The sequence below is a fragment of the Providencia sp. R33 genome (assembly GCF_019343475.1).
Lineage (GTDB): Bacteria > Pseudomonadota > Gammaproteobacteria > Enterobacterales > Enterobacteriaceae > Providencia.
The window spans coordinates 3,241,380-3,259,892 of record NZ_CP072453.1; the positions used below are offsets into that span (position 1 = coordinate 3,241,380).

At 40.6% G+C, this 18,513-nt stretch carries 19 protein-coding genes and 3 pseudogenes; 4 read left to right on the top strand and 18 right to left on the bottom strand.

Annotated elements, in window-relative coordinates; genetic code table 11:
- Positions 1-3: 3 nt before the first annotated feature.
- The 3 genes and pseudogenes from J6836_RS15135 to J6836_RS15145 all read right to left on the bottom strand — a co-directional run bounded on the left by J6836_RS15135 (position 4) and on the right by J6836_RS15145 (position 3,165).
- Complete coding sequence (locus tag J6836_RS15135; RefSeq protein ID WP_219244813.1) at positions 4-291, bottom strand: hypothetical protein; 288 nt, start codon at positions 289-291, stop codon at positions 4-6.
- A 361-nt stretch (positions 292-652) separates the two neighbouring features.
- A pseudogene (locus J6836_RS15140) lies at positions 653-1,825 on the bottom strand (IS3 family transposase).
- 305 nt (positions 1,826-2,130) lie between these two features.
- Positions 2,131-3,165, bottom strand: coding sequence for an IS110 family transposase (locus tag J6836_RS15145; RefSeq protein ID WP_219244814.1), 1,035 nt, complete (start codon positions 3,163-3,165; stop codon positions 2,131-2,133).
- A 331-nt stretch (positions 3,166-3,496) separates the two neighbouring features.
- Between J6836_RS15145 and J6836_RS15150 the strand changes: the two genes are divergently transcribed.
- Positions 3,497-3,841: a DUF6572 domain-containing protein gene (locus J6836_RS15150; RefSeq protein WP_219244815.1), complete on the top strand. Its 345-nt coding sequence runs from the start codon at positions 3,497-3,499 to the stop codon at positions 3,839-3,841.
- 61 nt (positions 3,842-3,902) lie between these two features.
- Here the strand turns inward: J6836_RS15150 and J6836_RS15155 are convergent, their stop codons facing one another.
- Positions 3,903-4,082 (bottom strand): SymE family type I addiction module toxin, encoded by a 180-nt coding sequence (locus J6836_RS15155; RefSeq protein WP_336432741.1) that lies wholly within the window; start codon positions 4,080-4,082, stop codon positions 3,903-3,905.
- Between the two features lie 387 nt (positions 4,083-4,469).
- Here J6836_RS15155 and J6836_RS15160 point away from each other — a divergent pair, with 387 nt between their 5' ends.
- Entirely contained in the window at positions 4,470-4,976 is a 507-nt protein-coding gene (locus J6836_RS15160) for a DUF6998 domain-containing protein (protein ID WP_219244816.1), read from the top strand.
- A 310-nt stretch (positions 4,977-5,286) separates the two neighbouring features.
- Here J6836_RS15160 and J6836_RS15165 read toward each other — a convergent pair whose 3' ends face one another.
- The 14 genes and pseudogenes from J6836_RS15165 to J6836_RS15230 form a co-directional block, all read right to left on the bottom strand.
- A complete protein-coding gene (locus J6836_RS15165; protein WP_219244817.1) occupies positions 5,287-6,015 on the bottom strand; it encodes a hypothetical protein in 729 nt (242 codons plus the stop codon).
- Positions 6,016-6,193: 178 nt separating this feature from the next.
- The gene (locus J6836_RS15170; RefSeq protein ID WP_219244818.1) at positions 6,194-6,403 is read right to left on the bottom strand and encodes a hypothetical protein; all 210 of its coding nucleotides are present in this window, start codon (positions 6,401-6,403) and stop codon (positions 6,194-6,196) included.
- Positions 6,404-6,529: 126 nt separating this feature from the next.
- Positions 6,530-6,934 (bottom strand): annotated as a pseudogene (locus J6836_RS15175) (DUF932 domain-containing protein); the annotation flags it as partial.
- Positions 6,935-7,054: 120 nt separating this feature from the next.
- Entirely contained in the window at positions 7,055-8,068 is a 1,014-nt protein-coding gene (locus tag J6836_RS15180) for a tyrosine-type recombinase/integrase (protein WP_004261448.1), read from the bottom strand.
- Positions 8,058-9,026 carry a tyrosine-type recombinase/integrase gene (locus J6836_RS15185; RefSeq protein ID WP_219244820.1) on the bottom strand — a complete coding sequence of 323 codons (969 nt, stop codon included), beginning with the start codon at positions 9,024-9,026 and terminating at the stop codon, positions 8,058-8,060. Before J6836_RS15185 ends, J6836_RS15180 begins: the two co-directional genes overlap by 11 nt.
- The gene (locus J6836_RS15190; RefSeq protein WP_219244821.1) at positions 9,023-10,300 is read right to left on the bottom strand and encodes a site-specific integrase; all 1,278 of its coding nucleotides are present in this window, start codon (positions 10,298-10,300) and stop codon (positions 9,023-9,025) included. The genes J6836_RS15185 and J6836_RS15190 overlap by 4 nt, the downstream gene beginning before the upstream one ends.
- 142 nt (positions 10,301-10,442) lie before the next feature.
- Positions 10,443-10,865 (bottom strand): annotated as a pseudogene (locus J6836_RS15195) (DUF932 domain-containing protein); the annotation flags it as partial.
- Between the two features lie 59 nt (positions 10,866-10,924).
- On the bottom strand, positions 10,925-11,341 hold the full coding sequence (locus J6836_RS15200) for an antirestriction protein (protein WP_181480623.1): 417 nt from the start codon (positions 11,339-11,341) through the stop codon (positions 10,925-10,927).
- A gap of 97 nt (positions 11,342-11,438) precedes the next feature.
- Positions 11,439-11,657 (bottom strand): hypothetical protein, encoded by a 219-nt coding sequence (locus J6836_RS15205; RefSeq protein ID WP_004916951.1) that lies wholly within the window; start codon positions 11,655-11,657, stop codon positions 11,439-11,441.
- 66 nt (positions 11,658-11,723) lie between these two features.
- Positions 11,724-12,188, bottom strand: a complete 465-nt coding sequence (locus J6836_RS15210) for a hypothetical protein (protein ID WP_210834137.1) — start codon at positions 12,186-12,188, stop codon at positions 11,724-11,726.
- Between the two features lie 71 nt (positions 12,189-12,259).
- On the bottom strand, positions 12,260-12,757 hold the full coding sequence (locus J6836_RS15215) for a hypothetical protein (protein WP_219244822.1): 498 nt from the start codon (positions 12,755-12,757) through the stop codon (positions 12,260-12,262).
- Between the two features lie 16 nt (positions 12,758-12,773).
- On the bottom strand, positions 12,774-13,463 hold the full coding sequence (locus J6836_RS15220; protein WP_219244823.1) for a helix-turn-helix transcriptional regulator: 690 nt from the start codon (positions 13,461-13,463) through the stop codon (positions 12,774-12,776).
- A gap of 46 nt (positions 13,464-13,509) precedes the next feature.
- Positions 13,510-14,241 (bottom strand): DUF3944 domain-containing protein, encoded by a 732-nt coding sequence (locus tag J6836_RS15225; protein ID WP_219244824.1) that lies wholly within the window; start codon positions 14,239-14,241, stop codon positions 13,510-13,512.
- A gap of 482 nt (positions 14,242-14,723) precedes the next feature.
- Positions 14,724-15,695, bottom strand: a complete 972-nt coding sequence (locus J6836_RS15230) for a hypothetical protein (protein ID WP_219244825.1) — start codon at positions 15,693-15,695, stop codon at positions 14,724-14,726.
- A 1,310-nt stretch (positions 15,696-17,005) separates the two neighbouring features.
- Between J6836_RS15230 and J6836_RS15235 the strand changes: the two genes are divergently transcribed.
- Together J6836_RS15235 and J6836_RS15240 are read left to right on the top strand one after the other, a co-directional pair.
- Complete coding sequence (locus J6836_RS15235) at positions 17,006-17,215, top strand: helix-turn-helix transcriptional regulator (protein WP_219244826.1); 210 nt, start codon at positions 17,006-17,008, stop codon at positions 17,213-17,215.
- 129 nt (positions 17,216-17,344) lie between these two features.
- On the top strand, positions 17,345-18,493 hold the full coding sequence (locus tag J6836_RS15240; protein ID WP_219244827.1) for a hypothetical protein: 1,149 nt from the start codon (positions 17,345-17,347) through the stop codon (positions 18,491-18,493).
- Positions 18,494-18,513: the final 20 nt, after the last annotated feature.

An 18,513-nucleotide genomic window follows, 5' to 3' on the forward strand; every position in this document is an offset into this window, starting at 1 on the left:
AACTTAAACGCTATTTTTACTCAAAGTTGAATGATATTTTTCATAGCTCTCTACGTCAATTTCTTTCAAAGAGATCAAGACGCGATGGAAAAAATCCTCGATTGAAATATTAGATAGTGCTAAAAAGTTTATAATAGACTCAGCATTGAGCTTTTCAATAAAAGCGACACTATTTATGACCTCATTTTCGGGTATTCCTATTAATTCACTTATTATTTTATTGGGTATTTCATATTCTTTTTTTATTAAAAAAAACTGTTTTCCTAAAGCAACGGAAAAAGGATTTTGCATAGCATAAGTTCCTTTGTGTTCATTCATTTCAAACTAAATACTGACAACAAAAGAGGGTATAATTTCATCAGAATAAAAAATGCATTTTACCTTTGAAAAATATCAACTTCAATTTTTAAATTAATTTAATTTTTATATTTAAATACACCAGTCATATTATGATTAGTTTAATTGATAATATTCTAAAAAATAAAAGAAACATTGACGTATAAATATCAAAATAAAAACAAATCATCAGAATTAGCATTTAATATAAAAACCAGCACTTAAGGTAATATATTACTCGATTAAAATAGACCGTTTTATTGTTAAACTAAAAATATCTGAAATACACTTTAATCCTCCAATCGCTTGGGCTTCGTTATTGAAGTCGCCAACAAAAATTGGTCACGGTTTTAGAGTTTTCCCAATATAATCGTTCTGATTCATTGGCCGTTAAGCCACCGTTATATTAATGCGGTCTAACCTGACTATAATACCCAATGATATATCGTGTTATTTCTTGCTGTGCTTCTATAAAATTACAGTAGCCTAAAATGGGTACCCATTCTGTCTTTAAACTTCGAAAAAATCGCTCCATCGGCGCATTATCCCAACAATTACCTCGTCGAGATAAACTTTGCTTTATCTGATAACGCCGTAATAATTGACGATATTGCCGGCTTGTATAATGACTTCCTTGATCTGAATGAAACAGCATATTTCTTGGCCTACCTCTTGATTCAAAAGCCATTGATAATGCTTTTCCCGTTAGTTGGCTATCGGGTGAAAATGACATCGCCCAACCAACGGGCTTTCGAGCAAATAAATCCATCACAACCGCAAGATACATCCAGCGGTTACCTGACCAAATATACGTTACATCACCTACCCAAACTTGGTTTGGCTCCGTGACCGCAAATTGTCGCCCGAGATGATTCGGTATTTCAACGTGCTCTTGAGTTGATTTTGTATATCGATGCTTCGGTGTTTGGCTACTCACCAAGCCAAGTGATTTCATAATCTGAGTTGCATGATAGCGCGTTAAAGGAACCTGTTTTGTCTTCGATACAATGTCAGCAATAGTACGAGCACCCGCAGAACCGTGACTGCTTTCATGAGCTTCTCGAACAAGGGCCCGAAGCCGAATTTGTTCCGGTGACGCCAGTATTGATAGCTACTGCGATGAACACTGAACACGTTACACAGTTGTTTAATACTAAAGCGCCGCTGAGTTTCACGATCAGCGAGAATTGTTCAGAGAGTCCGACATCACCAGCGCTGTAGCCTTTTTTAAGATCTCATTACGCCCTTCAAGTTGTGCGATTTTCTTTTTAAATTCAAGTTGTTAGACTTACCCTGGTGTCATGGGAGACGCTTTCGGTGAAATACCTTTGCGTTCTAGTTTGAGTTGCCGAACCCATTTGTCCATAGTTGATTTACCAACACCCATCGCGTTGGCGGCGTCGCCCACGGAATAGTTTTGGTCAAGCACCAGTTGAGCCGCTTCAAGTTTGAATTCAGCACTGAAAAGCCGTCTTATTCGTTTTGCCATAATTGTCACCTATCTGTTTGTGAGGCGATGATATCACCTCTGAGTTGGTGACCAAATTAACTATGCCATATATGGACGTCCCGTGTTGTGCAAGCTCTGAGTTGATACGGTTTGCTGCCATATATTCGGCGTCGTTAGTGGATCTAATGACCCGCGCCATGATGTCATCCGCACCCTGTTTCCTTATCACTACATCGGTATGTCACTACCATGGCATAGTTCAGGCTATTACAGGGTCGGTTTACCGTTTTCTCATCAGTACCTGCAAACTCAGGATAAATCTTCTTCTCTGGATACAACTACGGTCAGTTCATCGCAAAAGCCCTGTCGATATTAAAACTTGTGGATTCTGTCAGTAACCGCCAGACAATGCGTGTCATCTTATTAGCCAGCGCAACAGTGGCTTTCATTTTTCCTCTTCGTTCAATAAGCCGTTTCAGCCACATTCCCAGTGCGTCATCGCGTTTATGAGCCCAGTGCATAACAGACCGCGCACCATGAATGATCAATGTCCGGAGATCACGATTGCCGTTTTTGGTCATCGCAGAAAGACTATTTTTTCCTCCAGAGCTGTGTTGGCGGGGAACCAGACCACACCAAGCAGACAATTGTCGTCCGTTAGTAAATTGCGCTGCGTTAACTTCACTCAGAAATGCAGCGGCAATAAGTGGACCAATACCTGGTATTGTCATCAGTACTTTGTATTTGGGTTGTTGCTGACAAAGAGCCGCAAGACTGTGCTCTACAGAAAGAATACGTTCATTAAGTGAATGTATATTTTCTAACAACGATAACAGCAACTGGCGCAGCACGGGGGAAATTAACTGTTCTGCATCTTCAATAATATCAGGCAGTCGTTGCTGTAAAATATGAATCCCGACAGGGATCTCAACGCCTTGTTCTGCCGCCAGTGACCGGGCCTGATTTGCCAGCGCAGTGCGCTGTTCCACCATCAACTGGCGGGCAGCTCTGAGGGCTTTAATATCTTGTTGTTCAACAGTTTTTATAGCGACAAAATGAATACCTGGGCGAAAAGCTGTCTCACAAATAGCGAGAGCATCGTTGGCATCATTTTTCTGGTGATGTGTTAATGCTTTTACGTGTTGCGTGGGTATCAGTCTGACTTGAAAACCGATTGACTGAAAAGTACGCCCCCAGTAGTGGGAAGTAGCACAAGCCTCCATTGCAATCATCGACCCAGGAGGGAATTGACGAATAGTATCCAGCAATTTAGCCCGAGAAACCTTGCGGTTAGATGCAATATTCCCATCACTCATCCAGACGCAAACCTGAAAGACAGATTTTGCCAGATCGATACCGATAACTTTTATCTCGTTCATGATGTAGTACCTCTGTGAATAAAATCGCTCAACATAAGTATGGCAAAACTTACATAGAGGGACGTCCATCACATCACTACAAAATAAAGGAACTAAAGTTAGAATTGATATAATGGCTAAAGATGAAAATGGAAATATTAAGTGTATAGAATGTAAGAGTTCTTAAACGGCTCCATTCACTAAAAACCAAGAAAAAGGCTTTCCTGAACTTAAAGCTGAAGGCAGAACCATTGTTGGAAAAGGAAAGCCTGGATTTGAATGTGAAACTAAAATATCACCGACAGAAGTTGAAGTTGTTAGACCAAAAGCAACTGATAATTAAGGATATTACATGTCTATAGAAGATTTAAATAAAATCGATTTAATTACAGTTACTTGCGAAGACATAGTGCCTCCACAAGTTATATTAGTTATTACAAATCATTTACAGTGGTCAGAATATACCAATGATCATTTATATAAATTACAAGAAAAAATTAATAAATATATAGAATTTGTTGAAAGTGGAGAAATGTTAGATAAATATCCAGATGCCTTTGGAAAGGAGGTTATGTTTAAAATTTACTTTAAGTATAGCATTCCTCATGAATGTATTGAGTTTATAAATCGAGTTAGTGAAATTTTGTCGTCTATTAAAATTCAACTGACATATGAAGAAAAAAACATTAAAGATTAAGTGCTTATACTATTTTAAGAACAGTAGATCCCTGCCCCACACAGGGATCTACTTAACCGCTTTACTCCCCCTCAGCCAACCGGATAATCAACTGTCTGGCTTGGCGAGTGAGGGTGTAGTGACTGCCCACCTCAAACCCCTGTTCCTTCAACCAATTACCGCTAATAGTCAGTTGTGAGCTGGGGTTGGGTTTTCCTCTGTTCGGTAAATAACCCACTGTATACTGTTTGGTTTTGACCACTTCTTCTTTAACAGTTGGGGTGGCTGGTTAGTCGTCCTGTTCTAGCAAATACTCCAAAAAAGAAAATCACACTAATCGTCAAACATCGTAAGGCTGCAGTGTCGATAAAGGTCTGACCTACGCTGGATTCCAGCTAGACAGCCCCCTCAAAAGCAGCCAGCTCAGTGGTGAAAAAGTCACCCTAGTTTCACCGATTTTGAAGGTCACGGATTGGTTTTGTGTCCAGTGTCAGTGAATACTTTACAAACAATTAAAAATGTTGCCCAAAATGTGATGAGGGAATTTGGTGTATTCCTGTGAGGAATGTTACAAAGGAACATCTAACCAAACTTCCTATCTTTTAGATATTTTTATCTTAAAGATACCTATCAAGTCGGTAACTATTCGATGGACAATAATGAATTAATAAAAAAGCTTCTACCAGCATTGAGTAATACTGAATTACTTTCAATACATTCAGATATTTTGCTCGAATTGCGTTCAAGAAATGTTTTACGTACCAAGAATAATCCAGTGGGTGACTATGCAGAATGGTTAGTTTCACAAGCTTTTAAAATGGAGCTACTCAATAATTCTTACCCGGGTGTAGATGCTATCGATTCTAGTGGACAAAAGGTTCAGATTAAAGCTCGCAGAGTCACCCCAGATAACCCTTCCAAACAATTGAGCGCATTGCGTAACTATGATGCCCATGAATTTGACTACCTAATCGCTGTCATATTTGATGAAAAATATAATGTCATCGAAGCGTATCAAATTCCGCATGCTGTCATTGGTGATTACGCTAGATTTAGTAAGCATACAAATGCCCATTTAATCAGACTAAAAGGCCATATTCTTTTAGACAAGAGAGTTGTTGATATTAAAGAAAAAATGATTTTAAACACTAAATAAATTTGATAAAAAGTAGTTTCAGGCAATTAATACAAATTGCTTAGAAAAATGAAAAACGGGGAAAAGCCTTACATACACTGAATTTTAGACATAAAAAAGAGGCCTTAACGTCTAATTTTTGGTGCGAAGGCCGGACTCGCTTTTAATAAGCAATGCATTGTTTTTATTTGGTATAAATTTATAATTAATTTTTTGTATACTTAAATGTATACTCAGTGAATTAGACTATATTTACTATCATTGCCCTCTTTCTTACTATGAAATAGAAGAAAGAATACAACTTTCTGTTTTAATTCCTTTTCTCAATAGATTAGAGCGCATAATTTTGTAGCCACATTAAGAATACAAACATTGCCGCCATTAACCCTGAAAATGCTTTTTTAGGTGCAAATATATTAACCAACTTAGCAAAATTTATAATTAAAACTACAATTATAATGTTGAGCAGCAAGATAGGAATAAATATACCCCATGCAAACACATATTGAACAATTATCATTCCTAATAATATTGCACTAATCATAAAGGCTAGAGCCCAAGTTTCTACATTAAGATCTTTAGAAAAACCGAGTTGCTCTAACAAATTTAGCAAAGGTTCTGAAAATCGACCCAATAATGAAACTTCAGACTGGGACTCTAAAAATGCTAAAAAAAATGGAGATACCACTATCAACAGCACAATCCTAAGATTACCTGCAACCATCTTTTTATGTTGAAAGCACCATGAAACACCCCCCAAACCAAGAAGGCTTATACAAAAACCTATAGTAAAAATAAAGGTGTATTGTTCATTATTTAAAGCTAAATAATTGCCTATCAAAAGAAGTAAAAAGAAAACCAAAACCATATACCCATAAATTTTTTTTAAAAATTCCACCCCATCCTTAACGTTAGTTTCTTTAACCTTTTCGTTAACTCTCCCATAACCATCTTCTAGCAAAATTAAAAATGCATCAAATTTAGGATTTTGACGTGCCATATTTCCAAGACAATAAATACCAACTATTACTTGAAGTATGAATACAATAGCTTTTAACATCTTGACCTCTAAAAATTAACACATTGAATAATTTGATTATATGGTGAATAACTCAGCTTTTAAACTGTGGAATAGTTGCTCTCTGGTTTTAAATAATTCATTAAGTAGGCAAATACACATTGAATCAAGCTATTGCCTACTTACTGGAAGTGACAGTTAATTAATTACTTAAAAAACATCATTTATAGGTATAAACCCACACTTTATATACAATCCATCTTTGTGTTTTATCACAAAATTCTGTCCATCCCCCCTTTATGTGACGAAACTTAATACCATTACTATATGCTGTACGCAATATAGCTCCTTCTGGTGTTTTTGAATCATAGAGATTTGGATTTTTAATAAAATCACAGATGATTACTCGGTCAATATAAATTTTGTCCATAAACTTTCCCTTCATAAAGGATAATTATTTAAAATTATGCTAAAAAGATTAACAACCAAAGAGCATCAATCGTACATTTAGCACCACATCAAAGTATTCAAAGAAAATCCACAGCATTTATCTTATTTACAAAAAATGCTCATACATCTTTTCTGTCATCACCCACAATGCCTTATTCAATTTAATATCCCCATCAATGCCATTCACCGAACGAGTACGAGCGCGTTTACCTTTTGCATTTCTACCTGATAATCCTCCCTTGATTAAATTCTCCTGTAAACGTTGGTATACCGTCCAAAGGTCATCTTTCTTATCCTCCCAACGACGAGGCTGTAATACTTGCTCCTCGGTAATAGGTTGATGTTCCTCACCAAAACGATACGTCAAAGCCGCTTGCGCCAAGGCTTGCTGTGCTGGTGGCGGTAACAATAGTGACTGCATCTGTTCGCGCTTTTCAGCTACCGTATCAAAGGTTTCCAGTACCTCATAAGCGCCTTCAATTACCTTACCTACCACATCCCCCTTGTGCGGCTATGAATAGATGCTCATAGCCTCATCTATGTTAATTTCTCAACTATGTATAGTTAGCTCGCGGAGCTATTGTCGACCCCTATAGTTTATTGACCTGGAGCCGACAATTGATTTGCATAGTTACAGCGTTTTCAGAAAGTTGAGTAGATCATCTGATGCCCGGAATCGCTTGAATGTTGTGTCTGGTGCATCAAGGCGAGAAAGCACCTCTTCCTTCATCTGCAAGTTGGCTTCGACATAGCGATGCGTCGTATTCACGCTTTCGTGACCAAGCCATAGAGCAATGAGATTGAAGGAGACACCACTTTGCAGAAGGTGCATGGCGGTCGTATGCCTGAGGACATGTGGTGACACTCGCTTGGTCTTCAGACTGGGTTGAGTGGCTGCTGCACGATTGACTGCAAGTGCTAAACGTTGTGCCACATTAGCTCGCGTCATTGGTTGCCCCGATCTGGCAGGAAGCAATGCCGCATCACCGTGCATGTTCTGATTGGTTCGCAACCATGCCCGTATAATTCCAACCGTGGATTTCCATAATGGTATCGATCTCTTACGTCGCCCTTTTCCATTCAGATGAACGCATGCGCTTCCATCAAGCACGACATCAACAACACGTATATTGATTACCTCAGACACTCGAGCCCCCGTGTTATAGATAATCGTAAACAGCAAGTGATCGCGCTGTGAGGTCCAGTCATCACCAGGGGCACCGAGTATGGCGATGATTTCTGGGCGAGTTAAGTGGCCGATTAGTGGCTGATCAAAGCGTTTCATTGGTACATTGAGTGCCCGTTCTACCGTGTGTAACGCGGTAATGTCTCGTCGGCCAGCAAACCTGAGAAACGTTCGTAGGGCAGTCAGGCGAAGGTTGCGGCTTCGTACCGTATTCTGACGTTCTAACTCCAGATTATCCAAAAACTTCAAGATGAGATCTGGCGTGATATCTTCCAACTTCATGGCTACTGGTTGTCTGTGCAACTGCGAAGTTGCAAACTCAAGAAATAGCTTGAGCGCATCCCGATAACAGGCGATTGTTTGCGGACTGAGAGCCCTTTGCGCCACCAGGTATTCAGTAAAAAACTGCTGCACAATTTCCGGGAAACTTGATTGCTTAGACATCGATTTACGCATCATTCACCTCCGGCATACACATTTCGAATTGCTTTGCCGAAGCCGCCATCAGCTCCGGAACCGCCTGTAGATACCAGTAAGTCTCCGCTATGCTGGCATGCCCTAAATAAGTCGATAGTGACAGCATCTCATGAGCAACATCGATCCCTTGTTGTTGCCACAGAATAATCCGCCTGACCACAAATGAATGCCGTAGATCGTGGATACGTGGTGCATGATGAGTACCATGATTAACCCAGCCCAATTCCCGGCGTAATGCCCGGAATACCTGACAAACTTGTTGTCCGCCTAATCGTTTTCCTAATACATCGGCGCGTAATCCGATGAAAAAATAAGCATCTTCATCTGATGCTGCCCTCGTTAATTTACGTTGGTTCAGGTATTGATGTAATGCCTTGCTCGTACTCGGGTGCAACACGATTGAACGTGATTTTCCAAACTTGGTTCTCCGGATTATCAATATGCTCCTACGTAAGTCTACATCGCTAATGCGAAGTGACAGAGCCTCAGAAATACGCAATCCAGTGCTTGCGAGAAGGCCAAAGAGTGTCTCGTAGAGCAGACCTCGTATGCTGTTGTGCGGGCCCAACCTCTTCGCCGCAGCCAACAGATCCTCGATCTCTTGCTCACTGTAGATATGCGGCGTTCCGCGCTCTGGTTTTCGTCCGCAGACCGAGCCATCTGGCACCTCGTGTTCCGGTTCTGAGAATTGCAACCAGCGCATGAAGGTACGCAAATATTTCAGGCGACCGTGGGCCATGCTAATGGGCACAGCTTCGGTAAACCGGCCTTTTGATGCCCATTCTGTCATCAATTCAAGAGTTAATGGCCCTTGATGATTGGCTCGCTGTACGTATCGTGCAAAGCTACGTAAACAATAACTGGCATGACTCATTTCGAAGCCGAGATACCGTTTTTCAGAAAGATAACATTCAACTTGTATGGTCAGATCGCCCATCATATCTGGCCCCCTGCAGTATCCATGTCAAAAAAGCCCGGCCACGGCAGAGCTACGTGTGCAAGATTACGACTGTCGAGTTTGGCATAAATGCGTGTGGCATTTAACGAGCGGTGACGCAAAATATCAGCAATGTCTTTAATCGACGCACCAGTCGCAAGCAACCTGTTGGCCATCGTGTGACGCAGTAAATGGGCACTGGTGTACTGAAGCCCGGCACGCGTATATACCTGGCGTATAGCGATACTGACTACCGATCTACTAATGGGACGTTCACGAGGTGTTTTATGGCTGGCAAAGACCTCCCGATGCAGGGTCTTCGGTCTGCCGTTCTGTAGGTAGGCAGCGATGGCATTGCCTGTAGTTACGGGCAGAGGCATTACATCGTCCCGGCGGCCTTTTGTCCGACGCAGGGTGATTGTTCCGCTCACCCAATCAATATCATCCAGGCTCAGGCGGGCGATTTCACCAATACGAAGGCCGAGATCCAGAGCACAGCGCACCATGGCATCAGCACGCAATCCAATAGGATCTGTTTGCCCAAGTGAGTTTAGCAGCTGTTCAATTTCGTCGGTGCTGAGTGACTTAGGTAAAGATGCCTGCTGCCAGTTAGCCGGATTTGCAAGGGCGCCAATCAAAACATACAAATCATCCTTTTGCATTATACGCCACCGGAAATAGCCACGCAGACTGGACACAACGAGGCTAAAGCTTACCGGTGTTCTATAGACATTAGCCTGTGAGGCAAGAAAATCACGAACATGTGCGGGGGTGAGCGTGGATAAATTGATGGCACCATCGTTGAATTTATCGCGAAGAAATCTGCCAACAATTCGTATGGAAGTCTCCCGAGTACTTCGCGCGAATCCACGGGCTTGTAGTAAATAGTCGTCAAAACGGCGTAACTCTACAGCCACTGGGAGCATATCAATAGGTTTAGGTGGGATTAACTCTATGGCCCGCAACATGTTTAACAAGTGCCCTAGGGGCGAGCGACTATGGTTGCGCCGATATCCCGAAACAGGCTCAATATAATCGGGAACGCGCTGGTGCAAAAATTCTTCAACCAGAGTCTCATTTACATCACACAAGGACAGGCGCATTTCCGACATCCAACGTGAAAACTGTGCCATGATCTCCCCGCAACGCTGAATATAACTGTTCGAATATCCACGACATGCTAAGTACTCTCGAAATGTCTTTCTGTATTCAATCAATAATGGAACATAACCGGTAGGGTCACCGTGATTGCATAAAGTAGGTTGATCGGTATTCATGATTATCTCCTTGAAATGGGAGACAACAGGTTGGTTCGAAAATGAAAACTATGTATAGGAGAAATTTTAAGCCAGCTACCTATAACAGGTTAAATGGAGACGGATTAACAACAAACTACACATAGTTAAGAGATCAACATAGGTGCGGTACTCTCACTTCACCAAACGTGTCACCGCAAACGAGGCCATTACAGCAAATGGCTCTAAAGAAGCCGGGTAACATTTGATAGCTACTCGATCCATCATGGCTATTAAGTAATATGATTTCAGGCACTTGACTGCCCGTAATTTGGTCATGGCGTCTGAGGCGAAGCATATGCTTAGTATGATCGCGACGGCTTTCATCTCGAACACGGGTTTGGCATGCAAAGAACGGGTAAAAACCTTCTTTCTGTAAACTATCGAGTAAGGTAATCGTAGGAATATAAGTGTACTTTTCGCTACGAGATTCATGTTTTTCTTCTGAAAACACACTGGGTACTGTGCGAAATAACTCTTCGAGGGTTAACGGGCGGTCACGGCGAATGCTATTCGCCGCACCAAAGCGGGACGCTAAGCGAGTCATAGTAAATTTCCTTTTAAATAAAAAAGATAGATAAGACGGAGGCGTAAATAAAGGCGTAGTTAGTCGATAAGATGGAAAATGGCGGAACGCTCTGGGTGTTGCGCCGCATAATCACGCAATTGATAAAAGCGATCGACGAGGGTGTCACTTTCTGTTTGAAATGACCATAAGCTGTACATCATCAAACACACAGCAATGCCTGCCGCTTCACAGCTAACGTTCGCTTCATTGCCGTTATGCGGATTGAATAGCGTAAGCTCCTCTTGATTCAAATCGGGATAAACAAAAGCGCCGCCATTAGATAAAGTGCAATATTCCCAATACCCGCCGTGGTAGTCCTCACAAAATTGGCCCATGGTGGTAAAAATGACCACTTCAAAGGTTGAAAAGCCTTTAACGTTGCCAAAATGAGTTTGCCAGAAATCCGTGCGCTGGTGGTTAGGAACCGATGTGACTGCGATTGTGTCAGTATTCATAAAAATAACCTTGATATTAGTGATATTGAAGGGAATAAAAAACGGCAGACTCGCTCGCCTGCCGTATGTCTATTGGATAGAATGTAAATCGAAGGGGCTAGTGTGCTTTAAAGAAGGTATTCAGCAGTTTATCCAGTGCACCGCCGAGCAAATCAGCACAGGCCAATATTGTGCCTAATCGTGCTGCCTGTATTTCTGCATCGGAATACTGCCCCGTTTGAGCCATTTTTTCGGCAATGGTTTGTTGTGCATATTTTGTCGCGTAGACTAGTGATACAACACTGGCGGTGGTGGCCATGAGTTTTAAAATTGACATGTTTTTCCTTAACGAAAAAAGCCAACCGTGAGGTTGGCTTTATGTGGATAAATGATTAACGACACATTATTGTGGACCTGACCAACCGTCACTCTTTAAGCTCAAGAAGGAATCACATCGGGCTTCTCCCACTTTACAAATGCGGGTAGCAACAGACTTCGGAGGCCACTTTTGATTGCCGGTATATTCCAATCCGTTATTATCGGCACAGACAATTTTTAACCAATTTGCTGCTGCGCCTTGATTGTAATAAACACTGCTGACGCAGGTCATGGCGGTGGGGGCGGGTTTATCTTTGGTTTGTTGGTAAGAGCCATAAGGATAAAGCTCACCATGTGGATAAATGGGGTAGTAAGGGCGATTGGATTTATCATTTAACGCCTTTAACGTTTTGCCATAAGCCGGTGTGAGATAGTAGGTATAACGGTCGGGTTGTATTTCTCCACGTAACGGGACGGCCTGAGCAGCTGTACTGACGGCGAAGGTCAGTAACAAGCTGGATAATAGAGGATATTTTAGTTTACTTATCACTGAAGTAACTCCTTTTAGAATATATTGGAATGAGGTTGTTAATAAAGCAATGATTGACTCAGGGATGAAGCTTACATATGGTCAACACAGTCCTGATAATCGGTATCGGCGAGTGCTTCAGCGAGACCTTTTGCCGAGAAAGGCTCGGAATCAATGGGTAAGGATGTAAATTGTAAGATGTCGGTGTCTTTCGTTTGCTTAAGGGCATGGAATAAGGCTTTATCCGGTCCAACGGTATCTTCAAATGCGCTAGGAAAAAAATCGTACGCGGTATCGTTGATACGCAGTTGCATGCCTTGAACGAAATAATCAGAACCCACGGGCTCCGTGAAATCCGGCGCGTTCAGTTGGACACGAAACGCTTTATTCGTGCAGGTTAACGTCAGGGTTTCACCTGCTTCATTTTGCGTGTTCAGCGCCCATGCCATCGCGGTACTGCCATACCAATCGCCCCACTCTTCATCTAAAATCAGACTGTATGCGGCGGGCGATAAGAAGAGTAAGGTACTGGTGATAAAGGGCACTCCCCACTTCAGGAGGTTAACCCGTGTTTTTAATGGATACGTCATTGTGTCTCCTTTATGATTAAGTTTGATGGGGATGTAATATCCCCTTGATGTATTGAAAGTGAGGTAACGCTTGTATAAAAGCGCGCTCAGTCATGCGTTGTAACAAGGCAGTGTCCGGCTTAAAGTGCCGTGCACTGAGCCCCACATCACGCAGGTGTAACAACTCAACCGCATGAATAAGGCCATTCATCACGCCGCAGACATACCAATGCCCATTAAAATAGGTGAGCTTATACGGTGCGACACAATGAGTGGTTTTTCCCCCAATCTCATAATGAATAAATCGGTTATCCAAAATGGCTTGTGTGATTAAAGCAAAGCCGCCGTACACGGACGGCAAAGCTTTGGGCGGTGCGTGATAGACCACATACGGGGAGCCTTGCGCGTGCCGACTCAGTAATAACGACAGCAATTTGCGGTCAAGCACCGGAAAAAGTGGTGTAATATCCGTAATCTGGGCAAACTGCAAAATATCACTGTCGGTGCGTAAGGCGGATTGTCCGCCTGCAAGGCGATAGCCTTCCTCCTGTTGTTCAATGTCCAAATAGACCAAACGTTCATGAAAATCCCGCTGTATGGTGCGCAGGGATACATTAAACTCAGCCGCTAAAACTCGGGGTGATAGGGTTTCTCCTTTAAATAAATGGGTCAGGATATACGCCAACCGATGAACTAATCGGTCATGGCGAGGTGACGGTTGTGCCATATTCGGTTTCCTACCAGCGATAACACAAAAGGGCTTAAGCGTGGGCTTAGGCCGGTGAAAGGGACTTTTGGCGCAGATATGCCACAATGATGCAAGCGGGTATCGTGACGCGGTACGCAGGACCGGCAATGTCCGCAATGAGCCATGCGGAGGTGAGCGTTAATCCAATAGGACCCGCTAAGAAGGATAAGGCACGATTAGCGACAAATACCGTCCCCCATGTCGCCACGCCACCAAGTAGCTCGATGATGCTCATTGCAGCGACCGTGGCAATTTCCAGAGCCGCAAATCCGGAAGTGCGAACGGCGGCTTGTAAGGCAATCATGACCAATTGCGGAGTGGGATTAGTGAGATTCAGTTGTAAATCGTGGGAAAGAGTACGGAGCTCTTCTTCACTGAGTTTATCTAAGCTTTTCTCCATCACCGTCATTAACAAATTCATTTCCAGTGTTTCAATGTCGCTTTTGGAATTAAAGTTAACTTTCAGCTTTTTACAGACATCAAGCAGAATTTCACGATATAACACGCCTTTATTTCCACGTACGGCGCTGACTAAACTGTTGGCTCCATAGGTTTGTAGTTCAGCACAAATGTCTGTCCAATAACGCTGATGGTTAGGGTAATAGAGTTGATATTCCGGCTTCCGTGTCAAACGCTCACTCCAGCGTTTTTTGCCATCGTTATGGTCATGAGTCAGAACGGAAACTAAAAGGCTTAAGTCGTCATTATTGCAGTGAGCAATAAAAGCTAAATCAGGGTCAATACGGTATTTTGGCATGATGTTGATTCCAATAAATTAAGGAGCCAACAGCGTAACAAACCGACCGGACAGGGTATGTCGCGTAAAAAATTATTTTCAGCAAAAACGATAAATAGTCAGGTCAAGGTGTGTCTTTGATCTTTATCACAATGATGAGGTAAGAAAAGAAGCCACTCAGTATTAAGAGACACGGTGACTTCATGGGGATGATATAGAAGTGAAAAATAATGGAATATAATAATAACGTTATACTGATGAAGCGAAATCGGTAATAAGGGCTACTCTCTGTGTATTGACCTCTCTGACACGTTGGTATGGTTACATAATATCGACTGGAGAAAAAATCCCAATCCATCAAAAAATACAAAAAAGTACAGATAGGATTATTTGTATCATGACTTCATTTTTATAGGAAATGATAAACAGTCAGAACGAGGATTGAAAAATCAAATAAATGGAGAAGGGCGGGTAATATGACTTAACACAACGCCCCTCATTTTTTAACTATTATCAAAGTCAGTATAATAACGTTCATTAATAAGTTTTTCGAGCATCTCACTGATACGGATATTTTGCTGTGCTGCCATAAAATCTAATCGTTGCTTCGTTTCATTTTTTAAATAGGTATTCAGGGCTTTTTTATCGGTTCGTGATTGACGTAGTTTTTGTTGATTCCAGGCCTTATTTAAATTCAATAAAAATAAATGTTTTGTATCCGGTGCGTCATCCCATAAATCTAAAGCCGCGCGTAAAGCCAGTAAGCGTTCTGAAGAATTTAATGGCGTAAACCAGGTTGTTAACCCCGGAGAAATAATACGGGTGCGGATGACAAGCTCATCCGGTGGGGAGAGTTTTTTTTGTTGGCATTTTTGGAGATGTTCCCATGCCCATCGTATTGCCTCCTCTTCATTCGGTAACCATTTTAATGGCATCGGTCGACTGTAAATACTTTTCCAGTGTTCTTTGAGTTTTTCCATCACGTGTTTTTTAACATAACTTACTGGCGGTGCCGAAATAAAAACATTGTCAAAGAATTGAATAATCAGTTCGAGTCTTTCCTGATGATTCGATGGGGAAAGGCTGAGTGTGAAGTAATGATACAAATTTTTATACCGTGCTGGGTCGGTTGAAAAAAATAAGCCGAACAAGGTAAAGTCATCTATCTGACAGATATAGGCCCATAACCAAAAAGTTGCACGCTCATTTTTAGTTAACCAATCAAAACTGTCGATAGGCAGAATATTTTCATCATAGGCCGCTTCTAGCAGTGCGATGACTTCCATTCTCTCATGTTCATTTGGAAAATAAGAATTGAGTGCATGGCTTATTTCTCGTCGGCAACTTTCACATTCTTGTTTATTGACTCGGTTGATGGTGATGTTTTTATTTGACTGTAACCAGTTTAAATAAAACAAACAGGCTCTTAAATCCAATTTTTTAATCATGTTTTGTTGATGCGTATTCGTCTTCATATTAATTTTTGCTCAAAATAAAAAAACTACATAGTCATCATTCTCGTAGTTATACCGTGTGCCGTCAATGGTTTTGTTGTCTGTTTATTTTAAAGATTGTCGTCATCACACGGTTTTACTTGAGTTTGATGAATGTTATCTGTTGGTTTTATTCTTGTCAAAAAATCTACTTATATCATCATTTTTGCTCGATACGGCACGTTTAACAGTGTTTTTATCTACCAGGTATGGGAACAATCAGAACCTCTTTCTCTGTCATTCGAAGACAGGAGAGAGGTCCCTAAGGATTTCAGGAAGATAATGAGTCCATGACTCAGACAATATAATGAAGTTTAAAATAGTCCTGTAGCGTATTCATTACGTTAATCGATAAAGCAATGTGTTGTCATTCGTCCATAATGAGTCTATTTTCTTGCTGTCATTTTTTATTTTTGTGGTGGTATGTTTTATTATTGAGAATTCCAACGTTCATATGAGACGATTTCATGAAAGACCATGAAGGCTTGCTATTCATTAAGTTAATAATAGTTTTTTCTATGTTGGGTGGGTGTTGTAATAATAAAGGAAGTGTATTAGATAATGTATATGCAATGTAATATGCCTATATTCACGATTGAGAATTGGTATGAATGAAATTATTTATATTGAAATGAAATTTATTTCAATGAGTCACATTCTAAAGTAAATGAAGAATGCTTGCTTAGTATTTACATGCCTTTCTATTTTGGTGTTTAATTTATTCTCAATAATAAAATGCTCATTTTGTAAGTAGTGTGGCTCATGATAATATCGAAAGGTAATCTAGGTTGATATTTAAAATGTCGATAATAATGACGTTAATCTTAAAGATATAGAATGCGATATGCGATATACCAAGGTGTTATTTATGGTGTTGTATTATTGATTTTGAGTTTCAACAGGTTTAAGTAATATCCTCGAGATTGAATTTAGAGGCATTAAGTTTTTTAGTATGAGGGTATTTATCCTGAATTGAGATGAATAAAAATGGAAGCTAAACGATAAATAACCGGAGTTTATGATCATGAAATACCCTTATTATCCTTACTAGCAATAACGCATTATTGCTACCTTCGATTGCGTATTGAATGCGTATATCATTATCTCACGCTCTTAAACGGGGGGTTATTTCGTTATAATAAGCCGTAAAAATCATGATAATGGTCTTCGTTGTTTGGGATTTAGTCAATAATTAATTTTTTACATATCGGGGATATGATTTGAGAAGTCATATCCCGATAATTATCTCGATATCACTTCTGCCTTTCCATTCCAAAGACAGGAGTTATCCAATGAATACGATGAAAACAGAATTACTCAACGATAAATTAGTTGATATTAAATTTATTACCCAATTGACTGGGCTAACGGATAAATGGTTTTATAAATTAATTAAAGACGGTGAGTTCCCAAAGCCAATAAAGTTAGGTCGTAGTTCTCGCTGGTTAAAGAGCGAAGTTGAAATGTGGTTACAAGCCAGAATTTTCGAGTCTAGAAATTGAAAACCCAGTGGATTTTTATTCGGGCTAAATTGTTTTACAGTCTCATCAAATTTAGAAGTGTCAATGAAAATATGGCATGGAAAATGGTGGGTTTAACATTGTTTTTTTGATGATATAAAAGGGTTATTAATGAAGAAGTTCGTCAAGTGTAAACGGAATGATTGCCAAAATAGGGTGCTAGATATTCCGGAAGCGAGGCGCGCCTATTTGTGCGCAACCCACTATTCAACACGCTTACGCAATCAACAAAATAGATTACTAAAAGCCACGCAAAACTGTGCACGACAGGGGTGTGATAAAACCCTCTTAGGGACGCATAACCAAAAATTTTGCTCAAATGAATGTCGGCATCTCGCTTCTCGATTAATTAATGATGAGGTCATTTTCAGGATTATTAATCACTCATATTGGCGAAATGTAGAACGTTTTATTAAACGTAATCCGAAAGGGGTGGCGTCAATTAATCATCTTAATGATATTGCTGACATGGTTCACTTATATGTGAGAAAGGCAGGATATCAAAAATCCTATGTCCATTATGATGAGAATGAAAAAGGCCATGTACTGACGCCGTTTATGGATTTAGCTGTGTGCCATCGTTACCCTAATTCTAAAGGCGGTATGAATACACTTGCAAATACCCTTATCGGACCGGGAAAAGTGAATCGTTTACGCTCAAATCACTTGCCGAAAAAGAGTCATATCGAGCCCCTTAATGGGGTAAAGTCAATGCAGAGTGCGATTAAACTCGAAACAACCTTGTTCAATGGATTAATCGAGATGTTCAGCGAGAGTGAAATGACGACCTTATTTCACCGAATTGGTCGACTGAGCGAATTTCATTTTGATAAAGAAAAGAAAAATAACTTACCAGTTACATTATCGCATGCACTACTTGAAATGCCTTTCACCAAATTATTGCTTGATGAATGCCATCGAATCGAGTTGTCATATGTTGTGACTAAAATGCATCTCATCCAAAAAATATTTGTTTTTGATTATGATTTTATTGAGATATCTTCGATTTGTTTGTTCTACAGTCTATTATCGGGGGATGAGGGCGATTTATTAAAGGCATTATTGGTGCTGTCAGATTATCAGATAGTGAATACGTTAGACAGGACGACATTTCAACAAGTTTCCCTAAGTCGTATTAAAGATGATTGGATTCAACAAATTTTGAGTTATGTATCCATTTATTTTGATACGGAGATTGCAACAGAGACTCAGCGTTTAGCCTTTTACGCATCTTTTTTTTCTTTTCCAAAGCGCCAATGAGTATCAATTAATGAGCATGA